The organism is Lonsdalea populi (genome assembly GCF_015999465.1).
In the GTDB taxonomy this organism is placed as follows: Bacteria; Pseudomonadota; Gammaproteobacteria; order Enterobacterales; family Enterobacteriaceae; genus Lonsdalea; species Lonsdalea populi.
The window spans coordinates 1235390-1257996 of the sequence record NZ_CP065534.1; the positions used below are offsets into that span (position 1 = coordinate 1235390).

21 protein-coding genes, 2 tRNA genes and 1 other RNA gene are annotated in these 22607 nt (G+C 54.2%); 23 read left to right on the plus strand and 1 reads right to left on the minus strand.

Annotated elements, in window-relative coordinates; all coding sequences use genetic code 11:
• Positions 1-78 precede the first annotated feature (78 nt).
• Positions 79-1365: a citrate synthase gene (locus I6N93_RS05515; RefSeq protein WP_085685600.1), complete on the minus strand. Its 1287-nt coding sequence runs from the start codon at positions 1363-1365 to the stop codon at positions 79-81.
• Between the two features lie 655 nt (positions 1366-2020).
• On the opposite strand from I6N93_RS05515, the gene sdhC reads away from it, so the two are divergent.
• From sdhC to pnuC, 23 genes are all read left to right on the plus strand, one after another.
• Positions 2021-2410 carry a succinate dehydrogenase cytochrome b556 subunit gene (gene sdhC / locus I6N93_RS05520; RefSeq protein ID WP_085685598.1) on the plus strand — a complete coding sequence of 130 codons (390 nt, stop codon included), beginning with the start codon at positions 2021-2023 and terminating at the stop codon, positions 2408-2410.
• Positions 2404-2751 carry a succinate dehydrogenase membrane anchor subunit gene (gene sdhD, locus I6N93_RS05525; RefSeq protein ID WP_085685596.1) on the plus strand — a complete coding sequence of 116 codons (348 nt, stop codon included), beginning with the start codon at positions 2404-2406 and terminating at the stop codon, positions 2749-2751. Before sdhC ends, sdhD begins: the two co-directional genes overlap by 7 nt.
• The gene (gene sdhA, locus I6N93_RS05530) at positions 2751-4517 is read left to right on the plus strand and encodes a succinate dehydrogenase flavoprotein subunit (protein WP_085685594.1); all 1767 of its coding nucleotides are present in this window, start codon (positions 2751-2753) and stop codon (positions 4515-4517) included. Before sdhD ends, sdhA begins: the two co-directional genes overlap by 1 nt.
• Positions 4518-4534: 17 nt before the next feature.
• The gene (locus tag I6N93_RS05535; RefSeq protein ID WP_085685592.1) at positions 4535-5251 is read left to right on the plus strand and encodes a succinate dehydrogenase iron-sulfur subunit; all 717 of its coding nucleotides are present in this window, start codon (positions 4535-4537) and stop codon (positions 5249-5251) included.
• A 239-nt stretch (positions 5252-5490) separates the two neighbouring features.
• A complete protein-coding gene (sucA, locus tag I6N93_RS05540) occupies positions 5491-8298 on the plus strand; it encodes a 2-oxoglutarate dehydrogenase E1 component (RefSeq protein ID WP_085685590.1) in 2808 nt (935 codons plus the stop codon).
• A gap of 16 nt (positions 8299-8314) precedes the next feature.
• Complete coding sequence (gene odhB, locus I6N93_RS05545) at positions 8315-9550, plus strand: 2-oxoglutarate dehydrogenase complex dihydrolipoyllysine-residue succinyltransferase (RefSeq protein ID WP_085685588.1); 1236 nt, start codon at positions 8315-8317, stop codon at positions 9548-9550.
• A gap of 110 nt (positions 9551-9660) precedes the next feature.
• The gene (sucC, locus tag I6N93_RS05550; protein ID WP_085685586.1) at positions 9661-10827 is read left to right on the plus strand and encodes an ADP-forming succinate--CoA ligase subunit beta; all 1167 of its coding nucleotides are present in this window, start codon (positions 9661-9663) and stop codon (positions 10825-10827) included.
• Complete coding sequence (gene sucD / locus I6N93_RS05555) at positions 10827-11705, plus strand: succinate--CoA ligase subunit alpha (RefSeq protein ID WP_085685584.1); 879 nt, start codon at positions 10827-10829, stop codon at positions 11703-11705. The genes sucC and sucD overlap by 1 nt, the downstream gene beginning before the upstream one ends.
• Positions 11706-12394: 689 nt before the next feature.
• Complete coding sequence (gene cydA / locus I6N93_RS05560) at positions 12395-13963, plus strand: cytochrome ubiquinol oxidase subunit I (protein ID WP_085685582.1); 1569 nt, start codon at positions 12395-12397, stop codon at positions 13961-13963.
• 12 nt (positions 13964-13975) lie between these two features.
• Positions 13976-15115 carry a cytochrome d ubiquinol oxidase subunit II gene (cydB, locus tag I6N93_RS05565; protein ID WP_085685580.1) on the plus strand — a complete coding sequence of 380 codons (1140 nt, stop codon included), beginning with the start codon at positions 13976-13978 and terminating at the stop codon, positions 15113-15115.
• A 16-nt stretch (positions 15116-15131) separates the two neighbouring features.
• Positions 15132-15245, plus strand: coding sequence for a cytochrome bd-I oxidase subunit CydX (cydX, locus tag I6N93_RS05570; RefSeq protein ID WP_071999786.1), 114 nt, complete (start codon positions 15132-15134; stop codon positions 15243-15245).
• Entirely contained in the window at positions 15245-15538 is a 294-nt protein-coding gene (gene ybgE / locus I6N93_RS05575) for a cyd operon protein YbgE (RefSeq protein WP_085685578.1), read from the plus strand. Before cydX ends, ybgE begins: the two co-directional genes overlap by 1 nt.
• 141 nt (positions 15539-15679) lie before the next feature.
• Positions 15680-16084 carry a tol-pal system-associated acyl-CoA thioesterase gene (ybgC, locus tag I6N93_RS05580; protein WP_085685576.1) on the plus strand — a complete coding sequence of 135 codons (405 nt, stop codon included), beginning with the start codon at positions 15680-15682 and terminating at the stop codon, positions 16082-16084.
• The gene (tolQ, locus tag I6N93_RS05585) at positions 16081-16767 is read left to right on the plus strand and encodes a Tol-Pal system protein TolQ (RefSeq protein ID WP_085685574.1); all 687 of its coding nucleotides are present in this window, start codon (positions 16081-16083) and stop codon (positions 16765-16767) included. The genes ybgC and tolQ overlap by 4 nt, the downstream gene beginning before the upstream one ends.
• Before the next feature lie 12 nt (positions 16768-16779).
• The gene (gene tolR, locus I6N93_RS05590; RefSeq protein ID WP_085685573.1) at positions 16780-17205 is read left to right on the plus strand and encodes a colicin uptake protein TolR; all 426 of its coding nucleotides are present in this window, start codon (positions 16780-16782) and stop codon (positions 17203-17205) included.
• Positions 17206-17261: 56 nt separating this feature from the next.
• Positions 17262-18368, plus strand: coding sequence for a cell envelope integrity protein TolA (gene tolA / locus I6N93_RS05595; protein WP_085685571.1), 1107 nt, complete (start codon positions 17262-17264; stop codon positions 18366-18368).
• A 136-nt stretch (positions 18369-18504) separates the two neighbouring features.
• The gene (tolB, locus tag I6N93_RS05600; protein ID WP_085685569.1) at positions 18505-19794 is read left to right on the plus strand and encodes a Tol-Pal system beta propeller repeat protein TolB; all 1290 of its coding nucleotides are present in this window, start codon (positions 18505-18507) and stop codon (positions 19792-19794) included.
• A gap of 39 nt (positions 19795-19833) precedes the next feature.
• Complete coding sequence (pal, locus tag I6N93_RS05605) at positions 19834-20349, plus strand: peptidoglycan-associated lipoprotein Pal (protein ID WP_085652425.1); 516 nt, start codon at positions 19834-19836, stop codon at positions 20347-20349.
• Positions 20350-20358: 9 nt separating this feature from the next.
• Entirely contained in the window at positions 20359-21132 is a 774-nt protein-coding gene (gene cpoB / locus I6N93_RS05610; RefSeq protein ID WP_085685567.1) for a cell division protein CpoB, read from the plus strand.
• 174 nt (positions 21133-21306) lie between these two features.
• Positions 21307-21382: transfer RNA gene (locus I6N93_RS05615), tRNA-Lys, on the plus strand.
• 36 nt (positions 21383-21418) lie between these two features.
• A tRNA-Lys gene (locus I6N93_RS05620) sits at positions 21419-21494 on the plus strand.
• A 42-nt stretch (positions 21495-21536) separates the two neighbouring features.
• A non-coding RNA gene (locus tag I6N93_RS05625) (RtT sRNA) lies at positions 21537-21667 on the plus strand.
• A 207-nt stretch (positions 21668-21874) separates the two neighbouring features.
• Entirely contained in the window at positions 21875-22600 is a 726-nt protein-coding gene (pnuC, locus tag I6N93_RS05630; RefSeq protein WP_085685565.1) for a nicotinamide riboside transporter PnuC, read from the plus strand.
• Positions 22601-22607 lie beyond the last annotated feature (7 nt).

A 22607-nucleotide genomic window follows, 5' to 3' on the forward strand; every position in this document is an offset into this window, starting at 1 on the left:
ATGCGGACAGAAGTGAGCGGTGGAGAGGGAAACGGTGTCGCCCTAAGCTGAGTATCTGCGGCTTGGGGCGATGTTTTATTAGTGCTCTTTCACCTCAGGCACGAAGTCGCGTCGTTCGTAACCGGTGTACAGCTGGCGCGGTCGGGCAATCTTCAGGCCTTCGCCGTGCATCTCGCTCCAGTGGGCAATCCAGCCGACCGTGCGCGCCATTGCAAAAATAACGGTGAACATTGACGACGGGATCCCCATCGCTTTCAGAATGATGCCGGAGTAAAAGTCTACATTCGGGTAGAGTTTGCGCTCGATGAAGTACGGATCGTTCAGCGCGATACGCTCCAGCTCCAGCGCCACTTCCAGCAGATCGTCCTTGGTTTTCAACTCTTTGAGCACTTCATGACAGGTTTTACGCATGACGGTGGCGCGCGGGTCATAGTTTTTGTACACGCGGTGGCCGAATCCCATCAGGCGGAACGAATCGTTTTTGTCTTTCGCACGCTCAATGAATTCCGGGATGTGTTTGACTGAACTGATCTCTTCCAGCATGCGCAGACAGGCTTCGTTAGCGCCGCCGTGGGCGGGGCCCCATAGCGATGCGATGCCGGCGGCGATACAGGCGAACGGATTGGCCCCGGACGAACCGGCGGTGCGCACGGTCGACGTAGAGGCGTTCTGTTCATGGTCCGCATGCAGGATCAGAATTTTGTCCATGGCGCGTTCCAGCACCGGATTCACCACATAGTCTTCGCACGGCGTGGCGAACATCATATGCAGGAAGTTGCCCGCATAGGAAAGATCGTTACGCGGGTAGATGAACGGCTGGCCCAGCGAATATTTGTAGCACATGGCGGCCACGGTCGGCATTTTCGACAGCAGGCGATAGGCGGCGATCTCGCGGTGGCGCTCATTGCCGATGTCCAGCGAGTCGTGGTAGAAGGCGGCCAGCGCGCCGGTCACGCCGCACAGCACCGCCATAGGGTGCGAGTCGCGGCGGAAACCATGAAACAGGCGGGTAATTTGCTCATGGATCATGGTGTGGCGGGTGACGATGGTTTTGAATTCGTCATACTGCGCCTGCGAGGGCGCTTCTCCGAACAGCAGCAGATAGCAAACTTCCAGGTAGTTGGACTTTTCCGCCAGTTGATCGATTGGGTAGCCCCGGTGCAGCAGAATGCCTTTTTCGCCGTCGATAAAGGTGATTTTGGACTCGCAGGACGCCGTGGAGGTGAAACCAGGATCGAACGTGAAATAACCTTTTGCACCGAGGCTGCGGATATCGATCTCGTCGTAACCGAGCGTACCGGACAGGACATCAAGCGCAATAGGCTCTTGACCGTCGATGGTAATCGTTGCGTGTTTGTCAGCCATTGACATTCTCCTTAGCGTTTTAGTTGACGACATTGCTCACCGCGACAGCGAGTCATCCTACCTGGGAGAGGCGACCGGAAGCCGGCTGGCATGACTCGGTAAAAACCGGTTGTTCGGGACGGGCTGGCGGAGGTGATTTCCGCAGAGCGCAGGCCGTTTTTCAGCCAGGCGTTTGCCGGTAATCCGGCGCGTCGTCCTGAATTCATTGTAGTCATACCGATGACTTTTACGTGGACTCTTTCGACACTGTTACATAACCCGCGGCAATCGAAAAGCACCGTCTATCGCCTTTAATATCAGCAACAAGCATAAAAAAATAAGTTGTAAAATTAATGTTTAATAATTGCCTATAACGCTGCTTTATTTTTAATAACTTGTTAAATTCGTGATCTAATTCACCATTCCAAGCAAATTCCCTCAAACTCTATGTGTGCTATTTGTAATGAGATTGTGAAGCACCTATACTTTTTTTCAGGTCTCCGGAACACTCTGCAGTAGGAGCACCCAGCGTGATAGGTTTGCGTCGCCCTGGCTTGAAATCGGCTGATGGAGCGTGTGGTGAAATAAGGCGATGCCCGGCTTATCTTCCTTTCTGCAACCTCTTATGCTGTCTGACCCCACGACAGGTCCGGAGTAAGAAAATAATAAAAGCTGTGTGGGTGAATCTGTGAAAAAACAAAGACCTGTCAATCTGGATCTGCAAACGGTCCATTTTCCCGCTACTGCGGTAGCCTCCATTCTCCATCGCGTTTCCGGCGTTATCACCTTTGTTTCCACCGGTATCCTGCTCTGGCTGCTGGGCCTTTCTTTATCTTCCGAAGACGGCTTTGGGCAGGCGGCGGCCATCATGGATAGCATTATCGCCAAGTGGGTCGTCTGGGGCATTTTGACCGCTCTGGCCTACCATGCCGTAGGCGGTTTGCGCCATCTGCTGATGGACTTCGGCGGCATCGAGGAAACCTTCGCCTCGGGTGAACGCTCCGCATGGATCGCTTTTGTTATTACTGTCGTGCTTTCAATCTTGTCTGGAGTCCTTGTATGGTAAGCAATGCTTCTGCACTCGGGCGTAATGGAGTACACGATTGGTTATTACTTCGCGCTGCTGCCATCGTCATCGTGCTGTACGTTTTGTATCTCGTGGGTTTTTTCGTCACCGCGCCTGAACTCACCTATCCCGTCTGGCGTGATTTCTTCGCCCTGCGTCTCACCAAAGTGCTCACTCTGCTGACTCTGCTTTCGATTCTGGTGCATGCCTGGATCGGCTTATGGCAAGTGTTGACCGACTACGTCAAACCGCTGGCCATTCGGCTCACGTTACAGCTGGCGGTGGTCGTCGTGCTGATGGTTTATGTCATTTATGGAACGATTGTGGTGTGGGGGGCGTAATGAATTTGTCAGTCAGAGAGTTTGATGCAGTGGTGATTGGCGCGGGCGGCGCGGGTATGCGCGCTGCATTGCAAATTTCCCAAATGGGACTGTCCTGCGCCCTGATCTCCAAAGTGTTTCCGACGCGTTCTCATACCGTCTCCGCACAGGGCGGTATCACGGTCGCGCTGGGCAATACTCACGAAGATAACTGGCAATGGCATATGTACGATACGGTGAAGGGATCGGACTATATCGGCGATCAGAATGCCATCGAGTACATGTGCAAGACCGGTCCGGAAGCTGTGCTGGAGCTGGAACATATGGGGCTGCCGTTTTCGCGGTTGGATGACGGGCGTATTTATCAGCGTCCTTTCGGCGGTCAGTCGAAAAACTTCGGCGGCGAGCAGGCGGCGCGTACCGCGGCGGCGGCCGACCGCACCGGACATGCGCTGCTGCATACGCTGTATCAGCAAAACCTAAAAAATCACACCACCATTTTTTCCGAATGGTACGCGCTGGATCTGGTGAAAAATCAGGACGGTGCAGTGGTGGGCTGTACCGCGATTTGTATCGAAACCGGCGAAGTCGTCTACTTCAAAGCTCGCGCAACGGTGCTGGCGACCGGCGGCGCAGGGCGTATTTATCAGTCAACGACCAATGCGCATATTAATACCGGCGACGGGGTAGGCATGGCGCTGCGCGCCGGCGTACCGGTGCAGGACATGGAAATGTGGCAGTTCCACCCGACGGGGATCGCCGGAGCGGGGGTGTTGGTTACCGAAGGCTGTCGCGGCGAGGGCGGCTATTTGCTGAATAAAGACGGCGAACGCTTTATGGAGCGTTACGCGCCGAACGCGAAAGATCTGGCGGGCCGAGACGTCGTCGCGCGCTCCATCATGATCGAAATTCGCGAAGGCCGCGGCTGCGACGGTCCGTGGGGGCCGCACGTTAAGCTGAAGCTTGACCACCTCGGCAAAGAGGTCCTGGAGTCCCGCCTGCCGGGTATTCTGGAGCTTTCTCGCACCTTCGCCCACGTCGACCCGGTGAAAGAGCCGATCCCGGTCATTCCGACCTGCCACTACATGATGGGCGGCATTCCTACCAAGATCACCGGCCAGGCGCTGACCGTTAACGAACAAGGCGAGGATGTGGTGATCCCCGGCCTGTTCGCCGTGGGGGAGATCGCCTGTGTCTCAGTGCACGGCGCCAATCGTCTCGGCGGTAACTCGCTGCTCGACCTGGTGGTGTTCGGCCGCGCCGTGGGGATGCACCTCGAAGCGTCGTTGTCTGAGCAGGGTGCCAGCCGCGATGCCAGCGAGTCGGATATCGAGGCCTCGCTGACACGCCTCAACCGCTGGAACAACAATCGCGATGGAGAAAGTCCGGTGGAGATCCGCCGGGCATTGCAAGAGTGTATGCAGCATAACTTCTCCGTATTCCGCGAAGCCGATGCGATGGCCCAGGGGCTGGAGGAACTGAAAGCGATCCGCGAACGGTTGCAGCACGCCCGTCTGGACGACACCTCGCAAGAGTTCAACACCCAGCGTATCGAGTGCCTGGAGCTGGATAACCTGATGGATACTGCATACGCCACCGCGCTGGCCGCCAACTATCGCACAGAGAGCCGCGGCGCGCACAGCCGCTCCGACCATCCCGATCGCGACGACGAACACTGGCTTTGCCACACGCTGTATCTGCCGGAAACCGAAAGCATGACGCGCCGTGAGGTAAACATGCAACCGACGCTGCGTGAGGCGTTCCCGCCAAAAGCGCGCACCTATTAAAGGACGGAGAAACAGCGATGAAACTTGAATTTTCGATTTATCGTTACAACCCGGACATTGATAATGCCCCGCGGATGCAGGACTACCAGTTGGAGGCCGACGAAGGCACGGATATGATGCTGCTCGACGCATTAATCCAGTTGAAAGAGCAGGACCCGACGCTGACGTTTCGCCGCTCCTGCCGCGAGGGCGTATGCGGTTCGGACGGAGTAAATATCAACGGTAAAAACGGACTGGCGTGCATCACGCCGGTTTCCAGCCTGCGTCGCGGCAGCCGCAAAATCGTCGTTCGCCCGCTGCCGGGCTTGCCGGTCGTCCGTGATTTGGTGGTAGACATGGGGCAATTCTATGCCCAATATGAGAAAATTAAACCTTACCTGTTGAATAATGGGAAGAATCCTCCGGCACGCGAAAATTTACAGCTGCCGCAGGATAGGGCGAAGTTAGATGGACTGTATGAATGCATTATGTGCGCGTGCTGTTCCACCTCGTGTCCGTCCTTCTGGTGGAACCCGGATAAGTTTATCGGTCCGGCCGGATTGCTGACGGCGTACCGCTTCCTGATAGATGACCGCGATACGGAAACCAAACCGCGTCTCGATGAACTGGATGACGCTTTCAGCGTGTTCCGCTGCCACAGCATCATGAACTGCGTCAGCGTGTGCCCGAAGGGCTTGAATCCGACGCGAGCCATCGGCCATATCAAGTCGATGTTATTGCAGCGCGGCGCCTGAGGCCGCATCGAACGGAGGGCCTCCGCCGTCGGATGGAGGTCATTGGGAACGCTGTTTTATATAGCGAACGGGCGCGATAGACTGTTATTTCAAGGTTCCTTTGACGGGCAGTATTCTCCTCGACATGCTCACCGTCGGCACGGAGAGTGAACTGTTTATCCGGCAATGCCACTTTCACACTGTGCGATAAAAATGTTAACCACGGCGAAAACTAAAGTATATCAGCTTAAGGGATCACAATGCAGAACGGTGCCATGAAGGCCTGGCTGGATTCCTCGTATCTGGCGGGAGCGAACCAGTCCTACATAGAGCAGCTCTATGAAGATTATTTAACCGATCCGGCCTCTATCGACACCAGTTGGCAAACGCTTTTCCAGCAAATGGTGGCAACGGGAGTCAAACCTGATCAACTGCACTCTCAAACCCGAGACTATTTTCGTCGTCTGGCGAAGGACAGCTCGCGTTATACCGCCTCTGTTCACGATCCGGACAGCGATGCCAAACAGGTCAAGGTGTTGCAGCTCATCAATGCGTTTCGCTTTCGCGGCCATCAGCATGCCAACCTCGACCCGCTGGATTTGTGGAAACAAGAAACTGTATCCGACCTCGACCTCGCCTATCATCATCTGACTGAAGCGGACTTGGACGATACCTTCAACGTGGGGTCGTTCGCTATCGGCAAAGAGACCATGAAACTGCGGGATTTGTACGCGGCGTTGCGGCAGACCTACTGCGGCTCTATTGGCGCGGAGTATATGCACATCACTAACACGGAAGAGAAACGTTGGATTCAGCAGCGGATCGAATCCGTTGTCGGGCAGCCGTCGTTCAGCGTCGATGAGCGCAAGCGTTTTCTGAAAGAGTTGACGGCGGCGGAAGGTTTGGAGCGTTATCTGGGCGCAAAATTCCCCGGCGCCAAGCGCTTTTCTCTGGAAGGCGGTGACGCGTTGATCCCGATGCTGAAGGAAATTGTGCGTCATGCCGGCAATAACGGCACGCGCGAAGTGGTATTGGGGATGGCGCACCGGGGACGTCTGAATGTACTGGTCAACGTTCTGGGCAAAAAGCCGCAGGATCTGTTCGACGAGTTTATCGGCAAACACAAAGAACATCTCGGCACGGGAGATGTGAAATACCATCAGGGTTTCTCTTCGGATATCGATACCGAAGGCGGCAGGGTCCACCTTGCGCTGGCCTTTAACCCCTCGCATCTGGAAATTGTCAGCCCGGTCGTCATTGGCTCGGTGCGGGCGCGTCTGGATCGGCTGGATAACCCCAGCAGCGCGCCGGTGCTGCCAATCACCATCCACGGCGATGCCGCCATGACGGGGCAAGGCGTGGTGCAGGAAACGCTGAACATGTCTAAGGCGCGCGGTTATGACGTAGGCGGTACGATCCGCATTGTCATTAACAACCAGATAGGGTTCACGACCTCCAATCCGCACGACGCGCGCTCGACCGAATACTGTACCGACATCGGCAAGATGGTGCAGGCGCCCATTTTCCACGTGAATGCGGACGATCCCGAGGCCGTCGCGTTCGTCACCCGGCTGGCGCTCGACTTCCGCAATACCTTCAAGCGCGATGTTTTCATCGACATGGTATGCTATCGCCGCCACGGCCACAACGAGGCCGATGAGCCGAGCGCCACCCAGCCACTGATGTATCACAAAATCAAAAAGCATCCGACGCCGCGTAAAATCTACGCCGACCGTCTGGAGCAGCAAAACCTGATACAGCTTCAAGATGCCACCGAAATGGTCAACCTGTACCGCGACGCGCTGGATGCTGGCGAATGCGTGGTGGAGGAGTGGCTGCCGATGGATATGCAGGCGCTGGCCTGGATGCCGTATCTTAACCATGACTGGGATGAAGACTATCCGCACCAGGTCGAGATGAAGCGTCTGCAGGAACTTGCCCGCCGTATCAGCACCATTCCTGCGGCGATAGAGATGCAGTCCCGCGTCGCCAAAATCTACAACGACCGCGCCGAGATGGCGAAAGGCGGCAAGCCGTTCGACTGGGGTGGCGCCGAAACGCTGGCCTACGCCACGCTGGTGGATGAGGGCATTCCTATTCGGTTGTCGGGTGAAGACACTGGCCGCGGCACCTTCTTCCACCGTCACGCCGTTGTGCACAATCAGAAGAACGGCTCGACCTATACGCCGTTGTCGCATGTGCATAATGCACAGGGAGAGTTTAAGGTATGGGACTCGGTGCTGTCGGAAGAGGCGGTGCTGGCGTTCGAATACGGTTATGCCACGGCTGAGCCGCGCACGCTGACCATCTGGGAGGCACAGTTCGGCGACTTCGCCAACGGCGCTCAGGTAGTGATTGACCAGTTTATTAGCTCCGGCGAGCAGAAATGGGGGCGCATGTGCGGTCTGGTGATGCTACTGCCTCACGGCTATGAAGGGCAGGGACCGGAACACTCGTCGGCCCGCCTGGAACGCTATCTGCAGCTGTGCGCTGAACAGAATATGCAGGTCTGCATTCCCTCCACTCCGGCACAGGTTTACCACATGTTGCGACGTCAGGCGCTGCGTGGAATGCGGCGTCCATTGGTGGTGATGTCGCCGAAGTCGCTGCTGCGTCATCCGCTGGCGACATCGACGCTTGATGAACTGGCCTCCGGTAAATTCCAGCCTGCGATTGGCGAGGCTGACGATATTGATCCTCGTAAAGTGAAGCGCGTTGTGATGTGTGCAGGCAAGGTCTACTACGACCTGTTGGAAAAACGTCGCAAGAACGAGCAGAAAGATGTGGCGATTGTCCGCATTGAGCAGCTGTATCCCTTCCCTCAGCAGTATGTGCAGTCCGTGCTGGAACCTTACGCTCACGTTCTGGATTTCGTCTGGTGTCAGGAAGAGCCGCTGAATCAGGGCGCCTGGTACTGCAGCCAGCATCATCTGCGTGAGGTGATTCCGTTCGGTGCTTCCCTGCGTTATGCCGGCAGACCGGCATCCGCATCGCCCGCCGTGGGTTACCTGTCAGTCCACCAAAAGCAGCAGCAAGATCTTGTTGATGACGCGCTGAACGTTAATTGAATCAAAAGGATAAATAATGAGTAGCGTAGATATTCTTGTCCCCGACCTGCCTGAATCGGTAGCTGACGCCACCGTGGCGACCTGGCGCAAACAGCCTGGCGACAGCGTCCTGCGTGACGAAGTGCTGGTAGAGATTGAAACCGACAAGGTGGTGCTTGAAGTGCCTGCCTCCGAAGCCGGGATCCTGGATGCGGTACTGGAAGCGGAAGGCGCGACCGTGACCTCACGCCAAATCCTTGGACGTCTGCGCCCCGGGGACAGCCGCGGCAAGGAGTCCAGCGAGAAACCGACGAACAAAGAGTCTACGCCGGCCCAGCGTTACACCGCCGGGCTGGAAGAGGATAGCAACGATGTGCTGAGCCCAGCAATCCGCCGGCTGATCGCGGAGCATGACTTAGACGCGTCTTCGATTGTAGGCAGCGGCGTGGGCGGACGCATCACCCGGGAAGATGTCGAAAAACAGCTTGCCCGACAGCGCGAGGCTGCCGTCGTCGCTCCTGCAAGCGCGGACGAGAGCGCCGCTACTACACCCGCCGATCCTGCACAGGAGCATCGTAGTGAAAAACGGGTGCCGATGACGCGCTTGCGCAAGCGGGTGGCTGAGCGCCTGCTCGACGCGAAAAACAGCACGGCCATGCTGACAACGTTCAACGAGGTCAACATGAAACCGGTGATGGATCTGCGTAAACGGTACGGCGAAGCGTTTGAAAAACGGCACGGAGTTCGTCTGGGCTTTATGTCTTTCTACATCAAGGCGGTGGTCGAAGCGCTCAAACGTTATCCCGAAGTCAATGCCTCGCTGGATGGCGAAGATGTGGTGTATCACAACTACTTCGACGTCAGCATCGCCGTCTCGACGCCGCGCGGTCTGGTCACGCCGGTGCTCAAAGATGTCGACTTGCTGAGCATGGCGGATACCGAGAAAAGGATTAGGGAACTGGCAATTAAGGGCCGTGATGGCAAACTCACCGTGGATGAGTTGACGGGGGGAAACTTCACTATTACTAACGGCGGCGTGTTTGGTTCATTGATGTCGACACCGATCATCAATCCACCGCAAAGCGCGATTCTGGGAATGCACGCCATCAAGGATCGCCCGATGGCCGTTGAGGGTCAGGTGGTCATTCTGCCCATGATGTATTTGGCGCTTTCCTACGACCACCGGCTTATCGACGGCCGCGAATCAGTCAGTTTCCTGGTGACGATTAAAGACATGCTGGAAGATCCGGCGCGTCTGCTGCTGGACGTTTAAGGCAGGCAGGATAGGGCGACTGGGCGCCGCCCTTCGTCATCCAGGCCGTCTGTACGCCGCCACTCATGAAATCGCGGATTTATCTTCAAATATAAAATGGATTGAACACCATGAATTTACACGAATATCAGGCAAAACAGCTCTTTGCTCGGTATGGCATACCGGCACCAGAGGGCTATGCCTGCAAGACGCCGCGTGAGGCGGAAGAGGCCGCCGCGAAAATCGGCGCAGGCCCGTGGGTCGTCAAGTGCCAGGTGCATGCCGGGGGACGAGGCAAATCAGGCGGCGTTAAAGTCGTCAACAGCAAAGACGACATTCGCGCCTTCGCGGAAAAGTGGTTGGGCAAGCCGCTGGTGACTTACCAGACTGACGCCCACGGTCAGCCGGTCCAGCAGATTCTGGTTGAAGCCTCGACGGATATTGCCAGCGAACTGTATCTTGGGGCGGTTGTCGATCGCGGCAGTCGGCGCGTCGTGTTCATGGCGTCCACGGAGGGTGGCGTAGAAATTGAAAAAGTCGCGCAGGAAATGCCGCATCTCATCCATAAAACGGCGCTGGACCCCCTGACCGGACCGCTGCCGTATCAAGGCCGAGAGCTTGCATTCAAACTGGGCCTTAGCGGCAAACAGGTTGCCCAGTTCACTCAAATTTTCATGGGGTTGGCCAAGCTGTTTCTGGAGCGGGATCTGGCGCTGGTTGAGATCAACCCGCTGGTTATTACCGGGCAGGGCGAGCTGCTGTGTCTGGACGGCAAACTGTCGGTGGACGGCAATGCGCTGTTCCGTCAGCCTGAGCTGCGCGAGATGCATGACCCGAGTCAGGCTGATGAACGCGAGGAACACGCGGCCCAGTGGGAATTGAACTATGTCGCTCTGGACGGCAACATCGGCTGTATGGTCAACGGTGCGGGTCTGGCGATGGGCACGATGGATATCGTGAAGCTGCACGGCGGCGCGCCGGCCAACTTTTTGGATGTTGGCGGCGGCGCGACTAAAGAGCGTGTGACAGAAGCCTTTAAAATCATTCTGTCAGACAGCAAGGTGAAAGCCGTGCTGGTCAACATTTTCGGCGGCATCGTTCGCTGTGACCTGATCGCCGATGGTGTCATCGGCGCCGTGGCGGAAGTGGGGGTCAACGTACCGGTGGTGGTGCGTCTGGAAGGTAACAATGCGGATCTTGGTGCGCGGAAACTGGCGGAGAGCGGTCTGAATATCATTGCTGCAACCGGTCTGGCGGATGCGGCCCGGCAGGTAGTGGCTGCCGTGGAGGGAAAATAATGTCTATTCTGATCGATAAACATACCAAAGTGATTTGCCAGGGCTTCACCGGAAGTCAGGGAACGTTTCACTCGGAACAGGCGATAGCCTACGGCACGCAGATGGTCGGTGGGGTCACTCCGGGCAAGGGCGGTACTCAGCATCTTGGTCTGCCCGTGTTTAATACGGTACGCGACGCCGTTGCCGCCACCGATGCGACGGCCTCGGTCATTTATGTTCCGGCGCCTTTCTGCAAAGATTCGATTCTGGAAGCGATTGATGCGGGTATCGATCTGATTATCTGCATCACCGAAGGTATCCCGACGCTGGATATGCTGACGGTGAAAGCCAAGCTGGAGCAGACCGGGGCGAAGATGATCGGCCCGAACTGTCCGGGTGTTATTACACCGGGAGAATGTAAAATCGGCATCATGCCCGGCCATATTCATCTGCCGGGAAATGTCGGCATCGTTTCGCGTTCCGGTACGCTGACCTACGAAGCGGTCAAGCAAACGACGGACGTCGGTCTCGGCCAGTCTACCTGCGTCGGCATCGGCGGCGACCCGATCCCGGGTTCCAACTTCATTGATATTCTTAAGCTGTTTGAACAAGACCCGCTGACGAAAGCGATTGTGATGATCGGTGAAATCGGCGGAACGGCGGAGGAGGAGGCGGCAGCCTTTATCAAAGAGCACGTCACCAAACCCGTCGTCGCCTACATTGCCGGTGTCACTGCGCCAAAAGGAAAGCGGATGGGCCATGCGGGCGCCATCATCGCTGGCGGAAAAGGAACGGCTGACGAGAAATTCGCTGCACTGGAAGCGGCAGGCGTTAAGACGGTGCGCAGCCTGGCGGATATCGGCGAGGCGGTGAAAAGCGTTACCGCCCTAACGTGCTGAGAATACCGTTGCGCTGACACAAAAAACAGGCGCATGCAGAAAAGGTCATCTTCGGATGGCCTTTTTTTATGTTTGAGCCTGGTGAATATTTGTTGGGAATAGCACTCATTTCGAAAAATAACAGAGCGGCAACATTATAAATCAATAAATATAAAAGTAAGTCATCATGTAGAAACAAAAATGCAGTAAATACCCTGAAAAATAAATCGGCAAATATTAATTATTGAAACGCCGTGGTTACCACTAATTAACAATATCGGCCTAATGAAAACGGAATGTGTCTCACTGTTAACGCGATGGATGCGTATTACGTCAAATCAAAAAATACAGGCTGGATATCTTCGTCAAAATACGCTTAAATTGCGCCCGATCAATTTACTATCAAAGGTATTGGGTTGTGAAAAAGGGGGGCGAGTCAAAACTCTAACCGGCGTCACGTAAAAACCTATTTATTACAGGGGATTGTAGGCGTAATATATCGGTCACTCTGTTTAGGTACGACATTGGTAATTTTCATAACCTTTATTGGCTTATTTTAATTAAATATATTGTCGTGGCGTGATTTGCGTCATGCGATGTTTAAGCCTGTATTCAGCAATTTGTTGTGTTCTTTTAGGGTATTGCAGCCGTTATTCAACGGATTGCTTCTACTGCGAGCGAAACCTTCCTGCGAGGAGCAAGGAGTTAAGATGTTTGATATAGTCGAACTGTCACGTTTACAGTTTGCCTTGACAGCCATGTACCATTTTCTGTTTGTGCCGCTAACGCTGGGGATGGCGTTCCTGCTGGCAATTATGGAAACGGTCTACGTACTGTCTGGCAAGCAAATTTATAAAGATATGACCAAGTTCTGGGGCAAGCTATTTGCGATCAATTTCGCACTCGGCGTGGCTACCGGGCTGACCATGGAGTTCCAGTTTGGGACCAACTGGTCTTACTTCTCTCACTATGTGGGTGATATCTTCGGGGCTCCACTGGCTATCGAAGGCCTGATGGCGTTTTTCCTGGAGTCTACCTTCGTCGGGTTGTTCTTCTTCGGCTGGGATCGCCTGAGCAAAGTGCAGCATATGGCAGTAACCTGGCTGGTCGCTCTGGGTTCAAACTTCTCCGCGCTGTGGATTCTGATCGCCAACGGCTGGATGCAAAACCCTATCGCCTCCGACTTCAACTTCGAAACCATGCGCATGGAGATGGTGAGTTTTGCGACGCTGGTCTTCAACCCTGTCGCGCAGGTGAAATTCGTCCATACGGTTGCCGCCGGCTACTGTACGGGCGCCATGTTCATTCTGGGCATCAGCTCTTACTATCTGCTGAAAGGCCGCGATATCGCATTCGCCAAGCGTTCATTCGCTATCGCCGCCAGCTTCGGGATGGCCTCCGTGCTTTCCGTGATCGTGCTCGGTGACGAATCCGGTTACGAAATGGGCGACGTTCAGAAAACCAAACTGGCTGCAATCGAAGCCGAATGGGAAACTCAGCCGGCTCCGGCCGCGTTTACCCTGTTTGGTCTGCCGGATCAGGAAGCCAGAGAGAACAAATACGCGATTCAAATTCCTTATGTTCTGGGTCTGATCGCGACGCGTTCCACGGATAAAACAGTGACGGGGCTGAAAGAGTTGATGGAGCAGCACGAAGTGCGCATCCGTAATGGGATGAACGCCTACCATCTGCTCGAGCAGTTACGTGCGGGCAACACTGACCCAGCGGTTCGCGAAGCCTTCAACGCCAGCAAGCAAGACCTGGGATACGGCCTGTTGCTGAAACGCTATACGCCGCAGGTTTCCGATGCGTCCGAAGCGCAGATTCAGATGGCGGTGAAAGACTCGATTCCTCACGTAGCGCCACTGTACTTCTCGTTCCGCATCATGGTGGCCTGTGGGATCCTGATGCTGATTATCATCGGTCTCTCTTTCTGGACTGTGCTACGTAACAAGATTGGTCAGCGTAAATGGCTGCATCGTGCCGCACTGTACGGTATTCCTTTGCCGTGGATCGCGGTGGAAGCCGGGTGGTTTGTCGCAGAATACGGCCGTCAGCCTTGGGCGATTGGTGAAGTGCTGCCGACCTCTGTCGCCAACTCATCGTTGACAGCAGGCGATCTGCTGTTCTCCATGGGATTGATTTGCGGTTTGTATACGCTGTTCCTCGTCGCGGAATTGTACCTAATGTTCAAGTATGCGCGTCTGGGTCCAAGCAGCCTGAAAACGGGCGCATATCATTTTGAACAGCCGACCGCCGCTGCGCCGGAAGCACGGTAACAGGAGTCCACTATGTTTGAGTATGAAGTACTGCGTTTTATCTGGTGGGCGCTTATCGGCGTACTGCTGATTGGTTTCGCCATCACCGATGGTTTTGATATGGGCGTGGGGATGTTGGTCCGTATGATGGGCCGTAGCGACGTTGAACGTCGCGTTATGATTAACTCCATCGCGCCTCACTGGGATGGCAACCAGGTATGGTTGATCACGGCGGGGGGCGCGCTGTTCGCCGCCTGGCCAATGGTTTACGCCGCCGCTTTCTCCGGTTTCTATGTCGCCATGATTCTGGTCTTGGCGGCGCTGTTCTTCCGTCCGGTCGGTTTTGACTACCGTTCGAAGATTGAAGACGCACGCTGGCGCAACATGTGGGACTGGGGCATTTTCATCGGCAGCTTCGTGCCGCCTCTAGTCATCGGCGTTGCTTTCGGCAACCTGCTGCAGGGTGTTCCGTTCCACATCGACGCTTACCTGCGTCTGTACTACACCGGCAACTTCTTCCAGTTGCTGAATCCGTTTGGCCTGCTGGCGGGTGTGGTCAGCGTGAGTATGATTCTGGCTCAGGGCGCGACTTACCTGATGATGCGTACCAACGGCGAACTGCACCTGCGTGCTAAAGGCGTAGCGCAACTGGCGTCGCTGGTTATGTTCATGACGTTCGCCTTGGCCGGTGTTTGGGTGGTCTACGGTATCGACGGCTACACCGTGACGTCGGTGATCGACACCGCTGCGGAATCCAACCCACTGCGTAAAGAAGTGGTCCATCAGGCGGGTGCCTGGTTAGTCAACTTCAACAACTATCCTGTTCTGTGGGTAATTCCGCTGTTGGGTGTGGTATTCCCGTTGTTTACGGTGCTGATGGCGCGCGTGGAAAAGGGCGCATTGGCATTCCTGTTCTCCTCGCTGAGCATTACCTGCGTCATCCTGACGGCCGGGATTGCGATGTTCCCATTTGTCATGCCGTCGAGCACGATGCCGAACGCCAGCCTGACCATGTGGGATGCTACATCCAGTCTGCTGACGCTGAAAGTGATGACCTGCGTGGCGATCGTCTTCGTCCCGATCATTCTGTGTTACACCACTTGGTGCTACTACAAAATGTTCGGTCGCATCACCAAAGAGCATGTCGAGCAGAACTCGCATTCCCTGTACTAAGTAAGGAGCTTATTTTATGTGGTATTTTGCCTGGATACTCGGAACGCTTCTTGCCTGCTCGCTGGGCGTGATTACTGCGTTGGCGATTGAGCATGTTGAAGATGCCAAAGCGGGAAAAGACGACGCGTGATGAGTCAGTTTATCCATCGTCTGTACTGCACCATGGACAAGGGGCCATTGCGGGCCCTTTCCCTAATCATGGCCCTGCTGCTGGCGGGATGCGTTTTTTGGGACCCTACCCGCTTTGCGGCGAAAACCAGCACGCTGGCAGTCTGGCAGGCGTTCGTCCTGATGTGGGCGATCTGCGCGGGCGTGATTCACGGGATGGGATTTAGACCGCAGCGCCTGCGCTGGAAGGCTTTTTCCTCGCCCTTGCCCGCGGCCATCATTTTGGCCGCCGGCCTGTACTATTTTTTCCGGTAATCTTCGCGTTAAATCCCTTGCCATGTGGGCCGTTTCTGGCTCACATTTATTTACCAGCCTGTACATTCTCCCCATTCCAAACCACAATTCTCTTGCGTATAGTAGCCTAAGTTTTATTGGCACTAATTGCTGGAATATAAAGTGAGTAATCAAGTGTTCTGCTGGCCCATTCGCATCTATTATGAAGATACTGATGCTGGCGGCGTTGTTTATCACGCGCGCTATGCTGCGTTTTATGAAAGAGCTCGCACGGAAATGCTGCGTAAACATGGTATTCATCAACAACAACTGATGGAGCAAAGTCTTTCCTTCGTCGTATGTAAGTTGACGATAGAGTACTTCTCTTCCGCGCGCCTTGATGATGTATTGGAAGTGCAAAGCGAGATTGTTTCGGTTCGCAGAGCGTCCATGACGTTTGTGCAGCGCATTCTCAATTCCCAGGGTGAAGTGATGAGCCAGGCCGAAGTTTTGATCGCATGCATCGACCCACATCAAATGAAGCCGATTGCGCTTCCTAAGTCTTTTGTCGCGGAGTTTAAGCAGTGACTGACATGAATATTCTTGATTTGTTTCTGAAGGCTGGCCTTCTGGTGAAACTTATCATGTTGATTTTAATCGGTTTTTCCATCACGTCTTGGGCGATAATCATACAGCGCACCCGCATCCTCAACGCAGCGACCCGTGATGCTGAAGCGTTCGAAGACAAATTTTGGTCGGGCATCGAACTCTCCCGCTTGTATCAGGAGAGCCAGACGCGGCGCGAAACCCTGTCTGGGACAGAGCAAATCTTCTATGCCGGATTCAAAGAATTTGCCCGGCTGCATCGCGCCAACCATCATGCGCCCGAGGCGGCGGTTGAAGGTTCCTCGCGTGCAATGCGCATTTCGATGAATCGGGAACTTGAAACGTTGGAAACTCACATTCCTTTCCTTGGAACAGTCGGTTCCATTAGTCCTTACATCGGTCTGTTCGGTACGGTGTGGGGGATTATGCACGCTTTTATCGCGTTAGGGGCCGTTAAGCAGGCGACATTGCAGATGGTCGCGCCGGGGATCGCCGAAGCGTTGATTGCCACGGCTATCGGCCTTTTCGCCGCTATTCCAGCTGTTATGGCCTACAACCGCCTCAACCAACGCGTTAACAAACTGGAACAGAACTACGATAACTTCACGGAAGAATTTGTTGCCATCCTGCATCGTCAGGCGTTCTCCAGCGATAGTAACCGTTAATCAGGAGAGAGCATGGCACGTGTACGTCGAGGTCGTCGGGAACTGAAGTCCGAGATCAATATCGTCCCCTTGCTGGATGTGCTGTTGGTGCTGCTGCTGATATTCATGGCGACGGCGCCGATTATCACGCAAAGCGTTGAGGTGGATCTGCCAGATGCCACGGATTCCAAAAACGTTTCCAGCGATGATAATCCGCCTGTGATTGTTGAGGTATCGGGCATCGGCCGCTATAGCCTGGTGGTCGATCATAACCGTATGGAGCAACTGCCGGCAGAGCAGGTGGTGGCTGAAGCGCAGTCTCGCCTTAGCGCCAATCCGAAAACGGTGTTCCTGATCGGAGGCGCTAAGGAAGTCCCCTACGACGAAATCATCAAAGCGCTTAATTTACTCCATCAGGCCGGTGTGAAATCCGTGGGTCTGATGACGCAACCGATTTGAGCCGGTAAACAGAGTATGAGTGATCTATTTGGCCACACTGTATTTGGGAATGACTTGTGCTAAAGGGAAACGGACAAAACGATAAGCTAAAACGGGCTTTGATTATCTCAGCCGTTTTGCACGTCATTTTGATTGCGCTGCTAATTGTGAGCTCCTTGCACCAGTCAATGGACGCCAGCAATGGCGGCGGAGGCGGGTCTGCTATCGATGCCGTGATGGTCGATCCCGGCGCAGTTGCGGAACAATACAATCGTCAGCAGCAGCAACAAAGCGATGCGCAGCGCGCTGCACAGTTGCGTCAGAAGCAAGCCGACCAGCAGACGAAAGAGCTACAGGAAAAACAGGCTGCGGAACAACAGCGCCTGAAGGAGCTGGAAAAAGAGCGCCTGCAAGCGCAGGAAGAAGCTAAAAAACAGGCGCAAGTGCAAGAACAGCAGCGTAAGCAGGCTGAAGAAGCGGCGCAGCAGGCTAAAGAACAGCAGAAACAAGCCGAGGCAGCGGCGGCGAAAGCCAAAGCTGACGCCGAGCAACAGGCTAAAGCAGCCGCGGCGAAAAAGCAGGCGGAAGAGGAGGCCAAGAAACAGGCTGCTGCAGACGCGAAGAAAAAGGCTGAACAGGAAGCGAAGACTAAAGCGGCAGAAGTGGCTAAAGAGAAAGCCGCGGCTGACGCTAAAGCAGCCGCGGATGCTGCCAAGAAAGCGGAAGCCGCAGCAGCCAAAAAAGCGGCTGACGACAAGAAAAAGGCTGCAGCGGCTGAAGCTGCCAAACAGGACAGCGAAGTGGACGATCTACTCGGTGGACTGTCGTCGGATAAAAATGCCCCAAAATCAGGCTCTACGGCGAGTAGCGGTGGCGCAGCAGGCGCAGGTAACAATAAGAAAAGCGGGGCGTCAGGGGCTGCGTTAGATAGCTATGGCAGTCAGATTAGAACCGCCATACAGAGTAAGTTTTACGATTGGGAATCCTATAAAGGTCGGACGTGTACGCTGCGCGTCAAACTGGCGCAGGATGGTTTGCTAATCGATGTCACTACCGAAGGTGGCGATCCTGCTCTGTGTCAGGCTGCAATTGCTGCAGCCAAGCAGGCCAGAATTCCTAAACCGCCGAGCAGTGAAGTGTATGAAGCATTCAAGAATGCCCCGATAGACTTTAAGCCGCAGTAAATCCGCCTAAAGTCGAGAGTGGGGGTTAAGATTATGACTATGGTCGACAGACCTGATAATCGTGTTTTGTTGGCATTGGTTTTGTTCACATTCTGCTAATTTATCGCAGGTTAAACGCCTGGATAAGGGAGATGAAATGAAGCAGGCATTTAAAGTTGCATTAAGTTTTTTGATGCTGTGGGCGGCAGTGCTCCACGCGGAAGTGCGCATTGAAATCACCCAGGGGGTCGACTCCGCTCGTCCGATCGGCGTGGTTCCGTTCAAATGGGCGGGTCCCGGCGCCGCACCGGAAGAAATCGCGGATATTGTCGGCGCGGATTTGCGCAACAGCGGTAAATTCAATCCTATCGATCCTGCTCGTATGCCGCAGCAACCGGGCAGCGTGGTGGAAGTGACGCCTGCGGCCTGGACTGCGTTGGGCATTGATGCGGTTGTAGTCGGGCAGGTTCAGCCAAGCGCAGATGGTTACGTTATTTCTTATCAACTGGTAGACACCTCGGGCAACGCAGGCAGCGTGCTGGCGCAGAATCAGTTTAAGGTCACCAAGCAATGGCTGCGTTATGCGGCGCATACCGCCAGCGATGAAGTTTTCGAGAAACTGACCGGTATCAAAGGCGCATTCCGCACGCGCATCGCTTATGTGGTTCAAACCAATGGCGGCCAATATCCGTATGAACTTCGGGTGGCGGATTATGACGGGCACAATCAGCTCCCCGTGCATCGCTCACCGCAGCCTCTAATGTCACCAGCGTGGTCACCCGACGGTACCAAATTGGCTTACGTTACCTTTGAAAGCGGCCGTTCCGCGCTGGTTGTGCAGACGCTGGCCAATGGCGCGATCAAACAGGTTGCCTCATTCCCACGTCACAACGGCGCTCCGTCCTTCTCTCCGGACGGCAGCAAACTGGCTTTTGCGCTGTCCAAAAGCGGCAGCCTGAATCTTTACGTAATGAATCTGGGCTCTGGGCAGATTTCTCAGGTTACCGATGGACGCAGCAATAACACGGAGCCTACCTGGTTCCCGGATAGTCAGACACTCGCCTATACTTCCGATCAGGCGGGGCGTCCGCAGGTGTACAAAATCAATGTCAACGGCGGCGCGCCTCAGCGCCTGACCTGGGAAGGTGCCCAGAATCAGGACGCGGATGTCAGCGGCGACGGTAAATTTCTGGTGATGGTAAGCTCTAATAGCGGAGTGCAGCATATCGCCAAACAAGATCTGGTAACGGGTGCCGTTCAAGTATTGACGGACACGTTCCTGGACGAAACGCCAAGCGTTGCGCCTAACGGCACCATGGTAATCTACAGTTCCAAACAGGGGATGGGATCCGTGCTGCAGCTGGTTTCGACTGATGGCCGTTTCAAAGCGCGTCTTCCGGCAACTGATGGTCAGGTAAAATTCCCTGCCTGGTCGCCGTATCTCTAAATGCAAATATCTATGATAACCTTTTGAAAGGACATAAAAATGCAATTCAATAAAGTGCTGAAAGGCCTGATGTTGGCTCTGCCGGTGCTGGCTGTTGCCGCGTGTAGCTCTAACAAACATGCTAACAACGACCAATCTTCTGAGAATGGCGTCGGCGTTGGCAGCGGTATGGAAAACGGCGGCAACATGTCTTCCTCTGAGCAGGCTCGCCTGCAGATGCAGGAACTGCAACGCAACAACATCGTTTACTTCGATCTGGACAAGTATGACATCCGTTCAGATTTCGCTCAGATGCTGGACTCCCATGCCGCGTTCCTGCGTAGCAACCCGTCTTACAAAGTGACCATTGAAGGTCATGCGGATGAACGTGGTACGCCGGAGTACAACATTGCGCTGGGCGAGCGTCGAGCGAATGCCGTGCAGATGTATCTGCAGGGCAAAGGGGTTTCTTCCGACCAGATCTCTATCGTTTCTTACGGTAAAGAAAAACCTGCGGTTCTGGGTCATGACGAAGCTGCTTACTCTAAAAACCGTCGTGCCGTTCTGGTCTACTAAGAGTATTGCATGAACAGTAACTTCAGACCTTACCTTCTAAGTCTGTCGTTACTGGTTGGCGTAGCGGCCCCCTGGGTCGCTACCGCCCAAGCGCCAATCAGTAATGCCGGCTCAGGCTCGGTGGAAGATCGAGTCACTCAACTGGAGCGAATCTCAAACGCTCACAGCCAGCTTTTAACCCAACTTCAGCAACAGCTCTCCGACAACCAGCGCGATATCGACAGCCTGCGTGGTCAGATTCAGGAAAGTCAGTATCAGCTCAATCAAGTCGTAGAGCGTCAGAAACAGATCTACCAGCAAATAGACAGCCTAAGCTCTCAGGGCGCGCAAACGCCTTCTCCTGCGGCCTCAGACGCTAACCATTCCCCTGCGGCGAGTCACGCTGCTCCGACCGCGCCTGTCAGCACAGGAGACGCTAATAGCGATTACAATGCCGCTGTGGCGCTGGTGCTTGAAAAAAAGCAGTATGATCAGGCTATTGTTGCGTTGCAGAGCTTCGTTAAGAAATATCCTGATTCCGCTTATCAGCCTAATGCCAACTATTGGCTGGGGCAGTTGAACTACAACAAAGGTAAGAAAGACGACGCGGCCTACTATTTCGCCAATGTCGTGAAAAACTACCCTAAATCTCCCAAAGCATCTGAAGCCTTGTACAAGGTTGGGGTGATCATGCAGGAGAAAGGGCAGCCTGATAAGGCCCAGGCGGTCTATCGTCAGGTGGTCAAGATGTATCCAAACACTGAAAGTGCCAAACTGGCGCAGAAATCTTTGTCGCACTCGTAATTTCTACGATAAGGCGCAAAATTCGCTCAAAATGAGCGGTTTTTGCGCCTATTTGTTTGAGTTGTAATCAGTTAAACGTTTTTTTTATAAAATAGGTTGCGTGGAAAAATTATCACAGTAATATATGCCGCCGTTGCTAGGGCGATGGCAAATCGCTGAAGTGATGTGGAAATTGGGTCGTTAGCTCAGTTGGTAGAGCAGTTGACTTTTAATCAATTGGTCGCAGGTTCGAATCCTGCACGACCCACCATTTTCCAGCGCTACATCTTGCAGTACTCCGCAGTGCGGGTCGTTAGCTCAGTTGGTAGAGCAGTTGACTTTTAATCAATTGGTCGCAGGTTCGAATCCTGCACGACCCACCATCTCAAGTTGGTCTTCAATCTAAAACAAATACATATAAATTCTTATATTGCACGTGTCGTGCGGGTGAGAACCTGCGCTCAGGTTCGAGTCGAGCGTAGCGAGACAACAACGCGCAGCGTTGGCCCGAAGGACGAGGCCATAGGCCGAGTACATTACCGGCCGAATACTGCCAGCACTTCGCCATAGCGAGAAGCAGCACTCCGTTTATCGTTATCAATCCCATGTTTTTTAATAAATTAAACTCAACTGCAATTTATACCGCATTAAGGCGGAATTAATTGGTGTGAAGGGATGACTTTGTTTAGTATATGAAACACTGTCTGGCTCTATGGTCAGATACTATGACGATAGCGTGTTTTTAGGGTCAGACGAGGTGAAGATGGATTTTTTCAGCACGAGCAATATTTTGGTTCATATCCCTATAGGAATGAATGGTTATGACCTCTCATGGGTTGAAGCCTCAGGAACTTTATTCGGTTTACTGTGTATCTGGTTAGCCAGCCTCGAGAAGACGAGCAATTATCTTTTCGGACTGATCAACGTCACTTTGTTTGCACTGATTTTCTTCCAGATTCAGCTCTATGCCAGTCTGTTGCTGCAGATCTTTTTCTTTGGTGCGAATATCTATGGCTGGTATGCCTGGAGCCGTAAGACCAGCGCCGACGAATCCGAGCTGCACATACGCTGGTTGTCTTTGCCGCAGGCACTGGGGTGGGGAATCGTCTGCATCGTTGCTATCGGTCTGATGACGGTTTATATCGACGCACTCTTTGCGCTGTTGACCGATATTACCGTGATACTGATGAAAGTCATCGGAATCAGCGTAGAGCGGCCTCAACTACAGCCTGATGCCTTTCCTTTCTGGGATTCAACTATGACCGTGTTGTCCATCGTGGCGATGATCCTGATGACGCGGAAATACGTTGAAAACTGGCTGGTGTGGGTAGTCATTGATGTTATTAGCGTGGTGATCTTTGCCTACCAGGGCGTGTACGCGATGTCGCTGCAATACGCCGTCTTGACGTTGATAGCGCTTAACGGCTCCTGGCTGTGGATAAAGGGCGCACGTGAGAATCAGTCACGTCCTCTGGCCCGAACCCGCTAGCAGCGCT